16 protein-coding genes are annotated in these 14698 nt (G+C 61.3%); 6 read left to right on the top strand and 10 right to left on the bottom strand.

What is annotated here, in order from left to right; genetic code table 11:
• Positions 1–291 precede the first annotated feature (291 nt).
• From VMA09_09425 to VMA09_09400, 6 genes are all read right to left on the bottom strand, one after another.
• Complete coding sequence (locus VMA09_09425) at positions 292–789, bottom strand: hypothetical protein (protein ID HUA33811.1); 498 nt, start codon at positions 787–789, stop codon at positions 292–294.
• Between the two features lie 366 nt (positions 790–1155).
• The gene (locus VMA09_09420; protein ID HUA33810.1) at positions 1156–1794 is read right to left on the bottom strand and encodes a deoxynucleoside kinase; all 639 of its coding nucleotides are present in this window, start codon (positions 1792–1794) and stop codon (positions 1156–1158) included.
• A 73-nt stretch (positions 1795–1867) separates the two neighbouring features.
• Positions 1868–2764, bottom strand: a complete 897-nt coding sequence (locus VMA09_09415) for a hypothetical protein (protein HUA33809.1) — start codon at positions 2762–2764, stop codon at positions 1868–1870.
• Between the two features lie 132 nt (positions 2765–2896).
• A complete protein-coding gene (gene ispH / locus VMA09_09410) occupies positions 2897–3838 on the bottom strand; it encodes a 4-hydroxy-3-methylbut-2-enyl diphosphate reductase (GenBank protein HUA33808.1) in 942 nt (313 codons plus the stop codon).
• A gap of 116 nt (positions 3839–3954) precedes the next feature.
• Complete coding sequence (locus tag VMA09_09405; protein ID HUA33807.1) at positions 3955–4656, bottom strand: molybdenum cofactor biosynthesis protein MoaE; 702 nt, start codon at positions 4654–4656, stop codon at positions 3955–3957.
• Positions 4653–5153, bottom strand: coding sequence for a molybdenum cofactor biosynthesis protein B (locus tag VMA09_09400; protein ID HUA33806.1), 501 nt, complete (start codon positions 5151–5153; stop codon positions 4653–4655). Before VMA09_09400 ends, VMA09_09405 begins: the two co-directional genes overlap by 4 nt.
• A 76-nt stretch (positions 5154–5229) precedes the next feature.
• Here VMA09_09400 and VMA09_09395 point away from each other — a divergent pair, with 76 nt between their 5' ends.
• The gene (locus VMA09_09395; GenBank protein HUA33805.1) at positions 5230–5964 is read left to right on the top strand and encodes a TVP38/TMEM64 family protein; all 735 of its coding nucleotides are present in this window, start codon (positions 5230–5232) and stop codon (positions 5962–5964) included.
• A gap of 13 nt (positions 5965–5977) precedes the next feature.
• Entirely contained in the window at positions 5978–7492 is a 1515-nt protein-coding gene (locus tag VMA09_09390; GenBank protein ID HUA33804.1) for a mercuric reductase, read from the top strand.
• An 87-nt stretch (positions 7493–7579) separates the two neighbouring features.
• On the opposite strand, the gene VMA09_09385 is transcribed toward VMA09_09390, so the two are convergent.
• A complete protein-coding gene (locus VMA09_09385) occupies positions 7580–7783 on the bottom strand; it encodes a cold shock domain-containing protein (GenBank protein HUA33803.1) in 204 nt (67 codons plus the stop codon).
• Positions 7784–7881: 98 nt separating this feature from the next.
• On the opposite strand from VMA09_09385, the gene VMA09_09380 reads away from it, so the two are divergent.
• Genes VMA09_09380 through VMA09_09370 form a run of 3 tightly spaced genes read left to right on the top strand, consistent with a single transcriptional unit; the run spans position 7882 to position 11573 of the window.
• Positions 7882–8121, top strand: coding sequence for a hypothetical protein (locus tag VMA09_09380; GenBank protein ID HUA33802.1), 240 nt, complete (start codon positions 7882–7884; stop codon positions 8119–8121).
• 7 nt (positions 8122–8128) lie between these two features.
• Positions 8129–10459 carry a DNA polymerase domain-containing protein gene (locus VMA09_09375; protein HUA33801.1) on the top strand — a complete coding sequence of 777 codons (2331 nt, stop codon included), beginning with the start codon at positions 8129–8131 and terminating at the stop codon, positions 10457–10459.
• A gap of 46 nt (positions 10460–10505) precedes the next feature.
• Entirely contained in the window at positions 10506–11573 is a 1068-nt protein-coding gene (locus tag VMA09_09370) for a methyltransferase domain-containing protein (GenBank protein ID HUA33800.1), read from the top strand.
• Here the strand turns inward: VMA09_09370 and VMA09_09365 are convergent.
• Both VMA09_09365 and VMA09_09360 read right to left on the bottom strand, forming a co-directional pair.
• Positions 11570–12184: a CDP-alcohol phosphatidyltransferase family protein gene (locus VMA09_09365; protein HUA33799.1), complete on the bottom strand. Its 615-nt coding sequence runs from the start codon at positions 12182–12184 to the stop codon at positions 11570–11572. The two genes, VMA09_09370 and VMA09_09365, sit on opposite strands and share 4 nt — an antisense overlap.
• Complete coding sequence (locus VMA09_09360; GenBank protein ID HUA33798.1) at positions 12184–13494, bottom strand: MFS transporter; 1311 nt, start codon at positions 13492–13494, stop codon at positions 12184–12186. The genes VMA09_09365 and VMA09_09360 overlap by 1 nt, the downstream gene beginning before the upstream one ends.
• Positions 13495–13548: 54 nt before the next feature.
• Here VMA09_09360 and VMA09_09355 point away from each other — a divergent pair, with 54 nt between their 5' ends.
• Entirely contained in the window at positions 13549–14439 is an 891-nt protein-coding gene (locus VMA09_09355; GenBank protein ID HUA33797.1) for a hypothetical protein, read from the top strand.
• Here VMA09_09355 and VMA09_09350 read toward each other — a convergent pair.
• Complete coding sequence (locus VMA09_09350; protein ID HUA33796.1) at positions 14436–14645, bottom strand: hypothetical protein; 210 nt, start codon at positions 14643–14645, stop codon at positions 14436–14438. The two genes, VMA09_09355 and VMA09_09350, sit on opposite strands and share 4 nt — an antisense overlap.
• Between the last annotated feature and the right edge of the window lie 53 nt (positions 14646–14698).

Here is a 14698-nt window from a genome sequence, read left to right as displayed (position 1 = left end):
GATTTGAAAATCTTTCCTGCTTGTTTGCCGTCTGATTTCGACGACCGCTTAAGGATCGCGATCGATCGCAATTACCTGTTGAACGCCAAAGAAAAGCAAATGATCAAGATGCTGGCTGGACTCTAATTCGCGCTGCGCTCGAAAGGGTTCGCTTTTCAGCGTTTGCCGCAGGCGTAGCAGGAATCCTAATATCGCGTTGGACGACACTCTGACTCCGCGCCAGCGCGGTCGGGGCTAGCCCCCTTTCACCCGGCCCGCTGGCGCAACTCCCAAAAGGGTTCGCTCTTTCGTTTATGAGAGACGAGCGAAGATCAATCTGAACTCGTCCAGCGCAGTCCAAAAGGCTTTCTGACTGGCCAGATAACGCGCGGCTATTTCATCTCGTTCAGAATGCCGAAACGGCGGGAACATGTCGGCTAGCGGATCTCGCTTGGTTCGCTTTCGTTCAGCTTGTTCATCCTGTTCAAGCATTAATTTGTAGAGATGCTGAATCCCTTCCATATCATCAAAGACGTCACGCAGTCGGATGAATTCTGCGCCTAGTACATCACTGGTATAGATTCGCGGACTCGCCAAATGGGCAGGCAAAATCCGGATCGGGGAACGTAGATAGATCCGACGCCTGTATGGCCAAAGCCACGCGACGATCGCGCTCGCAGCCAATATCAGCGCTAAGCCGATCAACACCCATGCTAGTGCTGGGTTATTGAAATTGCCGAGCTTCACGGCAAGAGCAGCAATCGTAGCTGCCAACGCGAGAATGCCAATCTGAAATGGTCGTTTTGACATGACGTGATCCCCACTTTCGGGCCGGAGTAATCCAAGCCCGAAAGATGGGGAAATACCAGCCTGTCACGTCGGAGAATTACGCTAGCCAACTTTGCTGTCAACTTCAACATAATTCCCGTCAAGCGGGGGTAGTTGAAGTGACGAATGTTACCGTGGCTCGATTCAGGTAGTGTTCATCGATGCCTCGAGCCAGAAAGAAGAGAAAGGCATCACGCATCCGGACTGCGTCAACGAATTCAGTTCCCCAATCGCCGCGAAGCATTCCACCTCGAACCGAGTTGCGACGATCGATGCCCAAGCTCAAGGTTCCGAGTGAGGTTCTGATTCGCGAGGATCGTGATGCGCGCTAACTGATTCTAGCCGCGATCAGCCCTTGCGCGGGACGAAGTACTGCGTGCCGGGGCCGGCGTTGTCTATTTCGCGGATTAGATCGGTTAGATCGTCGGGATTCGCTACGAAGTCGATTTCGCTGCTGTCCACCACGAGCAGCGGGGCTTCGTCGTAGTAGAAGAAGAAATCGCGGTATGCGGACGAGACGCGCTCGAGGTAGTCGTAGCTGATGTAGCGTTCGAAGTCGCGATTTCGCTTGCGCAGGCGCTCGGCCAGCACCTCGATATTGGCACGCACGTAAACCACCAGGTCGGGCTTTGCCATCTCGGCGTCGAGCAGCTTGTAGACGCCCTCATAGAGCTTGAGCTCGTCGGGCACGAGGTTCATCGCGGCGAAAATCTTGTCTTTCGCAAACAGGTAGTCAGCAACCGTCGCCTGCGTGAAGAGATCCTGCTGCAGAAGCTCGCGCTGCTGATGGTGGCGCGTCAGCAGGAAGTAGAGCTGGGTCGGGAACGCGAACTTGTCGGGATCCTGGTAGAAGCGCGGCAGGAACGGATTGTTATCGGCGTCCTCGAGCAGGAGCCGCGCGTTCAGCTCGCGCGCGAGCACCTGGGCGAGGCTGGTCTTGCCGACCCCGATGGGGCCTTCGACCGCGATATAGCCGCGCCGGCGCATCGGGTCTCGATTGTGCCGCTATCTCATTCGTTTGACGAGCCCGCGCCCCTGCCGTCTCTACCCCTCGCGAGCATCAGCCCTTCTTGTGCGCCGCCTTCTTGGCCTGCGCACGCAGTTTGGCGACCTGGTCGTCGGGTGCGCCCGCGCGCTCCTCGAGGTCGGCCGCCGTGTCGTAGTCGGGCGGATCGCGTCGCAGGTAGACCTGGGCGAGCTCCATGTTGGCCGTCTTGTTGTCAGCATCGACAGTGAGGACATCGTTCAGGATGCGGAAAGTCGCGTCGGGCGTGTTCGCATCCTTGGCCGCTTCGTTGATCTTGTGCAGCAGCGAATCGGCTTCGGGCCCCATCTTGCCCTCCGAGCTTGCCTGCGCAAGCAGCATCGCCGCGCGAATCCCCTGCTCGTAGGTTTTGATCGCGTCCTGATATTGCTTGGCCTGCACCTGTTGATCGCCCTGCTGCTCGATTACTGGAATCGCATCGGCAAGAGCCTTGATCGCCTTCTGCTGCGCAGCCTTCGAGCCGGACTGCACCATGATGTCCTTGAGCTGGCGGATACCATCCTCGTCATGGCCGGCCTTGATATCGTCGAGCGCCTTGCCCGAGCTGTTCAGCATCTCCATCAGGTTGTGGTAGTAGCGGGCCTTGGCCATCAGCTTCTGATCGGTCGGATCGAGCTCCGAGGCAGCATCGAAATCCTTGGCGGCGTCTTCGCTGTGACCGAGGACCTCGTCGATCTGCGACAGCAGCTTCCATCCGTCGAGATTCTTGGGATCTTCCTTAACGGCGCCCTGCAGCTCGGTGCGCGCCTGTTCGAGGAGTTGCTCGCGCGTATTGGGATCGGACTCGAGCGCCTTCTTGGCCGTTTCGTTGGCCTCGAAAACCATCTTTTGGGACTTCGTCTGGCATCCGCCGGCCACCAGGGCCAGCGCCAGCACGGCGCACAGTGATCCACGCGTTATCGCGTTCCGCATCGCATCTTCCTCTCTCGGCTGCGCCCCAACTCGGGGGCAAATTCGGGATGAGTCTTTAGAGAATACGGTGAGATTGTCAAGGCGCGAGCTGCGCCCTGACGATGATTTTCATGGCCGGTAGTTGAACGTGACTCAGTCCGCAGGCATCGGAAGCGGAAAATGCACACGCTCCTTGGCGATGCTCAGGAGCTCAACCTCTGCACCCGTGCGCTGGAACGAGTCGATAATCTCCTCGACCAGCCATTCCGGCGACGAAGCGCTCGCGGTAAGTCCGAGCGACTTCACGCCATCGAGCATCTCCGGCTCGACATCGGCGAGCGAATCGACCAGGAAAGCGCGCGCGCCGCGCATCCGCGCGACTTCGACCAGGCGGTTGGCGTTGGAGCTCTGCTTCGAACCGACGACGAGCACGACATCGCTCAGCTCGACCAGCTCCTTCACGGCGTTCTGGCGATTCTGCGTTGCATAGCAGATATCGTCGGTCTTGGGAGTGAGGATCTTCGGGAAGCGCTGCTTCAGCGTCTCCATGATCTCGCGCGTGTCGTCGACACTGAGCGTAGTCTGCGTGACGGCGGCGATACGCTCGGGATCCTCGACCTCGGCCGTGCGGGCCTCATCGACGCTGCCGACCAGCACGACCTTGCCGGGCGCGACGCCGAGGGTGCCCTTTACCTCTTCATGCCCGGCATGCCCGACGAGGATGACAGTTCGCCCTTCGTTCGCGTACTTCGCGACTTCAAGATGCACTTTGGTAACCAGCGGACAAGTCGCATCGATTACGCGCAGGTTACGTTCCTTGGCCCGGTCCCATTCGCTGGGCGCGACGCCGTGCGCGCTGAAGATCACGCGCTGTCCCGCGGGTACATCGGCAAGGTTCTCGACGAACACCGCGCCCTCGCGCTCGAGCGCTTCGAGCACGAAGCGGTTGTGAACTATCTGATGACGCACGAAGAGTGGCCTGCCGTAGGCATGGAGCGCACTCCGCACCGCCTCGACTGCCCGATCCACGCCTGCGCAGAAGCCGCGAGGCTCCGCCAGGATGATTTTTTCAACTGAGGTTTCGCCCAGAGCCATTGAATATCTGCTACCTGACCCTGTCCGCGCGGTCAATACTGGCCCTTCGTTCGATGGGAGATGATGCAACCGCTTCATGTTTTCTGGCGCCTTCTTTTCGAATGCGCCCCCCTTTTCTAGTCGATTGCTGGTGGATGCGACGTCTGGCAGCCGATCCAGACCTCGCCGCCTTCAAAATGTTCCTTCTTCCAAATCGGAACTATTTCCTTCAGCCGATCGATTGCGAACCGGCACGCCTCGAACGCCTCCGCGCGATGCGCCGCCGAGACCGCGATCGCCACCGAAGTCTCGCCAATCTCCACCACCCCCACCCGATGCGCGATCGCGATTCGCACGATTCGCCATCGCTCGCCCGCCTCCCGCGCGAGCTTGCCCATCTCGCTCAGCGCCATCGGCTCGTAGGCCTCGTACTCGAGGCGCAGCACCTTGCGCCCCGCGTTGCCGTCGCGCGTCGTGCCGGTGAAGCTCACGATCGCGCCGGCGCCCGGATCGGCAACCTCACGTTCGAGCGCGGCTACGTCAATCGGCTCGCGGCCGATCGTAATTTTTCCCACGTATGACGGTTTATCGCTACCGCCGCTGACGGGCGGGATAAACGCGACTTCGTCGTTGTTGCGCGGGCGGTAGTCGCCCCCGACATACTCCTGGTTGACGGCAAAGCCGACAGAATGATGGAACCCGCCGAGGCCGGGAAATTCGCGCACCAGATAACGCCAGATATCCTCGATCGAAGTGCCGTCGGGAAACTCCCGCGAGAGCTCAGACGCCTGCGCGCGCTCTCTCAAAGTCGCGAACAGCTTGAGCGTCAGCCGGTTCATTGCGATAGCAGAAGTTTGATGTGAGCGAGCTCGGGCATAATGAGCTTTTCGATCGCGAGTTTGCATGCGCTCGGCGAACCGGGCAGCGCGGCGAGGAACTTGCCCTGGCGCACGCCCGCGACCGCGCGCGTCAGCATCGCGGACGAGCCGATTTCCTGGTACGAGAGCATGCGGAATAATTCGCCAAAGCCCGGCAACTCATGATCGAGTAGCGATTTGACTGCATCCGTCGTGCGGTCGCGGCTCGTGATTCCCGTGCCGCCGCTGACGATTATCGCATCGAGGTTGGGCAGGTTGCGCGCAATCGCCGCCGAAATCTTCTCCGGGTCGTCGGTCAGGACCTCGTAGTAAGGAACGTCGTGACCGGCGTTGTCGAACAGCTCGCGGATAACCCTGCCGCTCTCGTCGGTGTCGGGCGTGCGGCTGTCAGTAGCGGTGATTACGCCGATCTTGAGCGGACCGTGGGGCGCCTGTTTCTTATGTTCATGCACGGACATGACGCTAACGATTACCTCATCGGCGGATTCATTATAAGTGATCCGCAACCGCGAATCTCAGGGTAATATCGCGCGCATGACAAGCTCAATTGAAACTCCCACGAGCCCGCCGGCGGCGGCCTCGCGCGCATTTTCGCCGCGCATCATTTTAGTCGCGATTGCGCTCGTCGCCGTGATCGTCGTCGCGCGGCGGATCGGCGCCGGCTCGCTTCTGAACGAAGCTCTCAACTGGATAGCCTCGCTCGGGCCGCTGGGCCCCGCCGTGTTCATAGCGATCTACATCGCCGCCTGCGTGGCGTTCGTGCCGGGCTCGATTCTCACGATCGGCGCGGGGGTGATCTTCGGCGTGGTGCGCGGCTCGATCTACGTTTCGATTGCGGCCACGCTGGGCGCGACCGCCGCGTTCCTGGTGGGCCGCTACTTCGCCCGCGCATGGGTCGCGGCGCGCCTCGCGGGATATCCGAAATTCAAGGCCATCGACGACGCCGTCGGCCGCGAAGGATGGAAGATCGTAATCCTGACGAGGCTCTCGCCGATCTTCCCATTCAACCTGCTGAATTACGCCTACGGGCTGACACAGGTCGCGCTGCGCGATTACGTGATCGCGTCGTGGGCCGGGATGATCCCCGGCACCGTGATGTTCGTCTATATCGGCTCGCTGAGCGGCGACCTCGCACGCGCAGCCTCGGGCGGCGGCGGCGCGCAGACTCCGGCGCGATGGGCCCTCAACGCGCTCGGCTTCGCCGCCACCGTCGCCGTCGCAATCTACGCCACCCGCATCGGCACTCGCGCGCTGCGCGAACGGACCTGAGGAGAGCTACCCGATGGCGTTTCGACCGCTCGAGCATCTGCCCGACGACGCATTCAATCGCGATCTGGTCGCCAAGGTTCATCCCGCCGGATGGAGCAATCCGGAACCGGCGCGGCGCTACAATCTGGTGGTTGTCGGCGCGGGCACCGCAGGCCTTGTGACTGCGGCCGGCGCATCAACGCTCGGCGCAAAGGTCGCGCTCGTCGAGCGCGAATTCATGGGCGGCGATTGCCTTAACTTCGGATGCGTTCCGTCGAAGGCGCTGATTCGCTCGGCGCGCGTGATCGGCGAGCTGCGGCGCGCCGCCGAGTTGGGCATCGAGGTTCCGGCGGGCGTGAAAGTTGACTTCCCGGCAATCATGAATCGGATGCGGAAACTGCGCGCCGAGCTAAGTCCTGCCGATTCGGCCGAGCGTTTTCGCGGGCTCGGCGCAGATGTCTTCTTCGGCGATGCGAAGTTCGTTGCGCCCGATTGCGTCGAGGTCGAAGGCAAAAAGCTGCGATTCAAAAAAGCCCTGATCGCAACCGGCGCGCGCGCCGCCGAGCCGCAGATTCCGGGAATCGCGGCGGCAGGCTATCTAACCAACGAAACGATCTTCTCGCTGAACGAGCTACCGCTCCGGATGGCGGTGATCGGCGCGGGCCCCATCGGATGCGAACTCGCGCAGACGTTTCAACGCCTCGGCACGCAGGTGACGCTGCTCGAGATGGCGCCGCAAATCCTGATTCGCGAAGATCCCGACGCCGCTGCGATCATCGAAGCGTCGCTCAAACGCGACGGTGTCGAGATTCGCACCGGATGCCGAATCGTGAGCGTCGCGCGGCGCGACAACGAACGTGTAATCACGCTCGAGCAAGTCGGCGAGATCGTCATCGATGAAATCCTCGTCGGCGTCGGGCGCACGCCAGCAGTCGAAGGCCTCAGTCTCGATGAAGCGAAAGTGCAATACGATCGCGAGCGCGGCATCGTGGTTGACGATCATCTGCGCACGACGAATCCGCTGATCTTTGCCGCCGGCGATGTAGCTTCGACGTACAAGTTCACGCATCTGTCGGATGCACACGCGCGAATCGCGATTCGCAATGCGCTGTTCATGGGCCGCAGCCGCGTAAGCGCACTGACGATTCCGTGGTGTACCTACACCGACCCGGAAATCGCGCACGTCGGACTGTCGGAAGCCGAAGCCAAGACGCGCGGCGTCGCGATCAAAACCTTCATGCAGCCGCTGGCCGAGGTCGATCGCGCCGTGCTCGACGGCGAGACCGAGGGCTTCGTGAAAATCCACGTCAAGGAAGGAACGGATCAGATCGCCGGCGCTACGATCGTCGCCAGCCACGCGGGTGAAATGATCTCAGAGATAACAACCGCGATCGCCGGCGGCGTAGGCCTCGGCCGAATCGGCGACATCATGCATCCCTACCCAACCCAGGCCGACGCAATCCGCCGCACCTCGGGCCTCTACTCGCGCACCCGCCTCACGCCGTTGGTCGCGAATCTATTCCGCCGCTGGTTTGCGCTCACGCGCTGAAGTCATTCGGTGCTCAAAAAGTGGCGCCAAAAGAATCGCGCAATCAATGGCGGGCAGGGACGCCCACCCCACTATATCTTTGGAAGCTCAGCGCAGGCGCAGGTTAAAGGCTTGGCGGCCTTTCTCGCCCGGGCGGACGTCGAACTGCACTTCGTTGCCCTCGCGCAGGTCATCCCAGTAGACCTTGGGCGAGAGCTTCGAGCGATGGAAGAAAACTTCGTCGCCGCCGTCGTCGGGGATGATGAAGCCGAAGCCCTTGTCTTTTACGACTTTCTTGATTGTGCCGAACACCGCGCGTGCCCTCCTGCCTGCCGTTGAGCTAATTCCCTCGATCGCAATAAGTAAAGGAACGCGCATCAACACCGCAACCGCGCAGGATGGAATCCGCGATGCCCAAAGCCGTTACGCTCAAGGAAATCGAACAGATCTTCGCCGTGACCGATCCAATGAACATCTCGCGCGAGGCGCTGGTGATCCCGCTCCGCACCGAGCATCCCGGCCGCGTCAGCATCTTGAAGGACGGCAAGCTCGAAATCGTAGTGGAGCGCGACGGCGATTTCACCGAATGGCTGAGCGGTCTCGAAGCAAAAATCCGGGAATTGATGAATCCAGCGGGTGAAGAGGATTGATCGCACGATGAGTAAGTACGAAGAGCTTTCGGCTCAGTTCTACAGCAACCGGCTGTTGTTCGGCGATCCTGCCGATACGGGCGTTGTTGCAGTCGAGATTGCTGGCAAGAACGAAGTCGATGTGTGGCGGCGGATCGACGGCCGTCTCGTCCGCGAGCGGCGTCCGCTCAAGCTCTTCGCGCTGGTCGACGATCCTGACCTGCTCGACGGATTCAAGCCTGCGCCTGCGGTTTCCGAGCTCAAAGGCGGCTTCCGTTATCGCTTCTTCGTGCCGCTCGATTCGATGGACGCGCTCGACGCAGTCAAACGTCATTTGCGCAATGTGACCGGCAAGGCTGCCAACGCGCCCGATGCTCCCTACCTCGTGCTCGCCGATCCCGTCGAACAGCATCTCATTCTCACCGGCACGACCTTCTTCATGGGGATGCAGTTCGGCGACCTGGTGCGGATGCAGATCGATCTCGAAACTTACATCTCGCCCGGCTTCGAATTTCCGACCGCCGCGCGCGAGGGCGATCGTATCGTCGCCATCTCGATAACCGATTCCACCGGCTATGAGCGGCTGTTGCGCGGCACCGAGATGGACGAGCGCGCGATGATCGAAGAATTGCTTCGAATCGTCGCCGAGCGCGACCCCGACGTCATCGAAGGACACAACCTGTTTCGTTTCGATCTGGAATATCTCGAAACGCGCGCGCGGCGGCATCGGATTCGCCTCACTTTCGGCCGCGATGGCGCCGAGATGCGCGCGCGGCCGTCGCGCCTCCAGATCGCGGAGCGCTCGATCGCGTATCGCCGTTTCGATATCCCCGGGCGCAGCATTATCGACACGTGGATTCTCGCGCAGCATTACGATATCGCCTCGCGCGAGCTCGAAAGCCTGGGTCTCAAGCAGCTCGCGATTCATTTCGGCCTCGCGCGCGACGACCGCGTTTATATCGACGCGTCGCGGGTCAGCGAATATTTCGATTGGAACCCCGAGAAGCTTTTCGAGTATGCGCTCGACGATGCGCGCGAGACGCGGGCGCTGGCCGAGACGCTCGCGCCTAGCTACTTCGTGCAGGCGCAGATTTTTCCCTACTCGTACCAGAGCGCGGTGCTGCGTGGGAACGCAACCAAGATCGATGCGCTGATGCTGCGCGCGTACCTGCGCGAAGGGCATTCGATTCCCGAGCCGCAGCCGTCCGCGGCAGTACTAGGCGGCTACACCGAGATTCGCAGATGCGGCGTCGCGCGCGGCGTGCTGCACTGCGACGTCACCTCGCTCTATCCGTCGCTGATGCTGCAATACGGCCACGCGCCGGCCACCGATCACCTGGGAGTGTTTCTGCGCTTGCTTGCCGATCTGCGCAGCTTCCGCGTACAGGCCAAGGCCGCGGCGCGCGAACTCGTGGGCCTCGAACGCAGGAATCTCGAAGCGCTCCAGCAGACGTTCAAGATTCTCATCAACTCGTTTTACGGCTACCTGGGCTTTGGCCTCGGCCACTTCAACGATTTCAACCAGGCGGGTGAAGTTACCAAGCGCGGCCGCGATTTGATCCAGGATGCGGTCGCGAAGCTCGAAGAGCTCGGCGCGCTGGTGCTCGAAGTCGATACTGACGGAATCTATTTCGTCCGGCCGCCGGATGCTGTCAGCGATCACGCTATCGATGCGGTCCTGGAACAGGTGGCCGCCGTGATGCCCGCGGGAATCCGCCTTGAAATCGACGGCCGCTACGCCGCGATGTTCAGCTACAAAATGAAGAACTACGTGCTGCTCGACGACGAGGGCGACCTGACGATTCGCGGCTCGGGTCTCAAGTCGCGCGGCCTCGAGCGCTTCCAGCGCCGCTTCATGGAGGAAATCTTCGAGCGGATGCTGAACGGGCGCGACAAGGAAATCGGCCCACTCTATCACGACTACCTCGCGCGCATCGCAAATCACAAAATCGGTATCGACGATTTGATGAAGACCGAGACGTTGCAGGATTCGCTCGACACCTACCGGCAAAAGCGCACCGACGATCGGCGCAATCTCGCCGCCGCATACGAGCTCGCGCTCAAGGCCAAGCGGCCGTACCTCGCCGGCGATCAGATTTCCTACTACGTCACAGGCCGGCGGCGCGATGTGCAGGTTGCCGAAGTTGCGAAGCTCGCGGCCGACTACGATCCCGAGCGGCCCGACGAAAACATCGCCTACTATCAGACCAAGCTCGCCGAGCTTTACGAGAAGTTCAAACCCTACGCCGACCGTCCGGGACTCTTTCCCGCGAAGTCGTTCGGCGCGACCGAAGAATCGACACAGATGAGTCTCTTCGGTCCTTCTCGCGCGTTATCAGAACCACCCGCCGAGGAGTAGCGCAGCGCGCGCGACTTGAGCGATACTCCGCCGCGAGGTAATTGCCGTGGCGGATCAACAGCTCGACTGGAAAAAAGCCAAAGATTTTCTCTTCCAGGTTTCCGGCGATATCGGCGCCGCGATGTTCGGCGCGCTCAACTACATGGGCGACCGGCTCGGCATCTTCAAGGCGCTCGCCGAAGCGGGCTCCGTGACCTGCGAGGAACTCGCAACGAAGACGGGACTCAACGAACGCTACATGCGCGAATGGCTTTCCGCCATGTCAGCGGCGACCTATATCGACTTCGACCCTGCGACTAAAAAATACTCGATTACGCCGGAGCATGCGCTCGTACTCGCGAAGGAAGAATCGCCGTTTTTCATGGGCGGCTTCCTCGAGATGATCCTGCCCAACGTCAGCGTCACGCCCAAGGTGATGGAGGCGTTCAAGAACGGTGGCGGCGTGAAGCAGAGCGAATACTCGCCCGAGACCTGGGAAGCGATGGAGCGCTCATCGGCGAATATCTATCGCCATTCGTTCGTGCGCAAATGGCTGCCGACGCTGCCCGACGTCGTCGCGAAGCTGACGGAGGGCGGCTCTTACCTCGATGTCGGGTGCGGCAGCGGCCGCGCGGCACTGTCCGTCGCGAACGCATTTCCGAAAGCGAAGGTCGCGGGCTTCGACGCGTTCCAGGGCTCCGTCGATCGCGCGATGGCAAATGCGAAAGCCGCCGGAGTCAGCGATCGCGTCACGTTCAAGGCGCAGGATTGCACCAAGCTGCCGAAGGCGGAGTTCGACTTCATCACGACTTTCGACGTGGTGCACGATTCCGTCGATCCCGTGGGCCTGATGCGCTCGATCCGCGAGGCGCTCAAGCCCGGCGGCACGTTCCTGATGGTCGAGGTCAACACTTCAAGCAAGCTCGAGGACAACATCAACCCCATGGGCCGCATGATGTACTCGATCAGCACGCTCTACTGCATGACGGTCTCGCTCGCACACGGCGGCGCCGGAATCGGCGCGTGCATGGGCCAGGAAAAAGCCCGCGAACTCGCAAAGGCCGCAGGCTTCACGACCTTCAACCATCTGCCGATCGACGACGCGTTCTCGATCTTGTACGAGCTGAGGGCCTAAGCGCGCAGCATCCGGATGCCGAACAGCAGGCGCTGAGCGCCGGTTGCGATTTCCAGCGCCGTCATCGCATAGCAGAGCGACGGGCCGAGGGGCGCGAGCACGTTTGTCGCCATCACGAGCGCGAGCACGCCAAAAAAGATCAGCGCCTCGGTGCGTTCGAGGATCCCCGGCGGATATTCGATCAGCTTCGGCCCGCCTTTTTCGAGCGCCGCGCCAACTGCGAGGAACACGGTGATATTCACGTACCAGCTTCCGACCAGGAGCAGCGCTGGAAAGTAAAGCGCCGGATGCCGCCAGGCGATGCCGATGATCACGGCCGTCTCGACGACGCGATCGCCGGTGAGATCGAGGATGCCGCCGAGCGGTGTGGCCGCCGCACCGCACTCGCGCGCGATCGTGCCGTCGATCGCGTCGAACCCGGCGCTAAGCGCGAGCATCGCGATTCCCGCCATCGTCGCCTCGTGTGCGAACGCGATGCCTGCGAATGTGCCGAGCACGACACCCGCGATCGTTGCACCGTTCGCGCTGATGCCCGCGTTGGAGAGCGTACGCGCCGCGCCGGACTGTAGTCGGCGAACCTCAGGATGCGCTCCAAGCAGAGTATCGAGCATCAGTCGGCGACCGACACTTCCGCCAGTTCTTCGAGCTTCATGCCACGCGTCTCGGGCGCTAGCAGCATCACGAGGATCGCGCCGATCACCGGTCCGATCGCGACTACGGCCACAGCGTTGCCGAGTCCGCCGAGCGGTTTCGAGAGTTCGCCGATTATGAAGGGCGCAGAGATCGCCGTGATCTGTCCGAGTAGCTGTACCGTCATGCTGTAAGAGGTCGCGCGAATTTCGGTCGGGAAAAGCTCAGCCGAATAAGTCGCCGTCGCCGTGCGCGCGCCCTGGAAGAAGAACACCGTCGCGACCATCGAGGCCAGCATCGCGGCGTGCGTGCTGGTTTGGAACAGCAGGTAAATCGTGATCGCGCCGAGCACGTAGGACGTTGCGGTCGTGACTTTGCGTCCGACACGATCGAGCGCCCATCCTGCGAGCCAGTGCCCCGCCGTTCCGATGATGTAAGCGAGCACGACCGCGCGGCCGATGTCGGTCGAAGTCCAATGATGGTCGCGCTTGGCGTAGAGGCTGAAGAACGTGACCGCCGGCGCGCCGACGAGCATCACGCAATTCCAGAGCATCGCGACCAGGATGAGTCGTCCGCGGAACGGGCCGCGAAACGGCTCGATCGCCTGACGCAGCATCGAGAGCCGCGAACCGCCTTGGGGCGCAGCCTGTTTCATCGCCTCGAACCTGGCGGTCTCCTTCAGATTGCGGCGCAGAAACGCGACCAAAAGCAGTGGCAGGATTCCAATGAAGTACATCCCACGCCAGCCGAATCCGGAATCGGCAACTTTGCCGTAAAGGAATCCACCCGCGACGACACCAAGCAGCCCGACCATGTTAAGCCCGGCAATTCCGCGCCCGCGCGCATCGTCGGGAAACTCCTCGCTGATCATGATCGTCGCGACGCCAAATTCGGCGGACAGGAAAATCTGCGCGCAGCTCTGGAAAATCGTAAAGCTCCAGAGCCCCTGCGAGAGCGCGGTGAAGAGCGTGAACAGCGTGTAGAATAAAACCGTGATATTGACGATCGCCTTGCGCCCGAACCGGTCCGAGAGCATCACCACGAAGAACGCGAGCATCCCGCCAAAGCGCACGATCGAAGCCATCAGCCCGACCGCGCGATCGTCCATGTGAAACGTGCGCGCGATGTCCGGGGTGCAAAGATGAAAAATCGTTACGTCGTAGCCTTCGAAGATCGTCACCGTCATCAGGAGCCCGAACAGGACTCGCAGGTAGGCGGTCGAGCGCGGCGTAAACGCGACCGACGATCCGGGAACTGCTGGCGAAGAGGGATTGTCTCGAACTGCTTCCAAACGGATTATCTCACTCAAGGTCAAACGTCCCAGAGGCGAATCTAGTTAGCAAGCATGAGATTCAAGCCGACCCGGCGCGAGCGCGAACGATTCATCGGCATGATTGACGTTTGGCGCAGCGCGTCGGTCGCGGGCGTCGCCGCGATCCTGATTATCATCGGCGCGATTCCGGCGCGCGCAGTCGAGCCACTGCAGTTCGAGCCGGCTGACTTCCTGATTCTCTCGGCCGACGGCAGTCAGCAGCTCGGCCTTTGCTCGTTTCGAATGAAGAAGACCCGCTACGGCGCCACGATTCATGGCCTCAGCCGCTACAACAGCGGCGAGAGCGACGACGAAACAGTGTCGCTCGCGATCCCCAGGGACGGCAGCGTGCCGCGGCCGGTCGACTTCGAGCACGCGTTCTATGATTCGAACCGCAGGGCGACTCTCGAAGTGAATGCGAACTTCATAACCGGCCGGGCCCATTGCGCCGACTATCGCCCCGAGAGCGCCTACGACGAGACCACCACGCTCAGCTTCCCAGATGATACGTGGGCGGGCGCAAGTGTCGTCATTCCGATTCAACGCCTGCTTCGCTCCGGCGCGACCGCGACAGGCAAGCTGCACTTCTTTACCTGCACACCCGGGCCGAAGGTCTACGAAGTCGATATCGAGCCTGACAGCGCCCGATCGCAATGGCCGTATTATCGAGGCGATCTCGTCAAGGTCGATGTGCGGCCGTACTTTGGCCTGTTCGACGTGCTGGTGCGCGCCTTCGTTCCTGATCTGAAGTCCTGGTTCGATCCAACCAGCAACTGGGACTTCGTTGGCGCGCAGATGACGCGTTACTTCAAAGGTCCCGCGATCATAATGGTAAAGGCGCCGCCCGGCGCGCGAAGGACTTCGACGCTGCCAAAGGACGACGCGATGCTGGGCATCGCGCCCAGAAAATCAAACTCGAACTAGAAGTGGACTATGCCTTCGCCGTCGGGATGACGCACCTTGGACGGCTTGGGCTTGCGATACTGGAAGGTGGTATTGCACGTGGGGCAGAAACCTTCCGGTTGTGTCTGACCGCCGCGGCGAATCAGGCGGGTGTTGCGCACGACGCCATCGCTGCACAGATGGCTCGCGACGGGGAAATCATAAACGGTGCGGACAATGCCACTCATTTCTCAGCCAATGCTCCCTCTTGCGGTTGGTCCCGTCACCGGTTGTCCGTTCC

It is taken from the genome of Candidatus Binataceae bacterium (genome assembly GCA_035508495.1).
GTDB lineage: Bacteria > Desulfobacterota > Binatia > Binatales > Binataceae > JASHPB01.
Note: the sequence above shows the minus strand (reverse complement) of the source record. Positions and strands in the feature narration are given on the sequence as shown.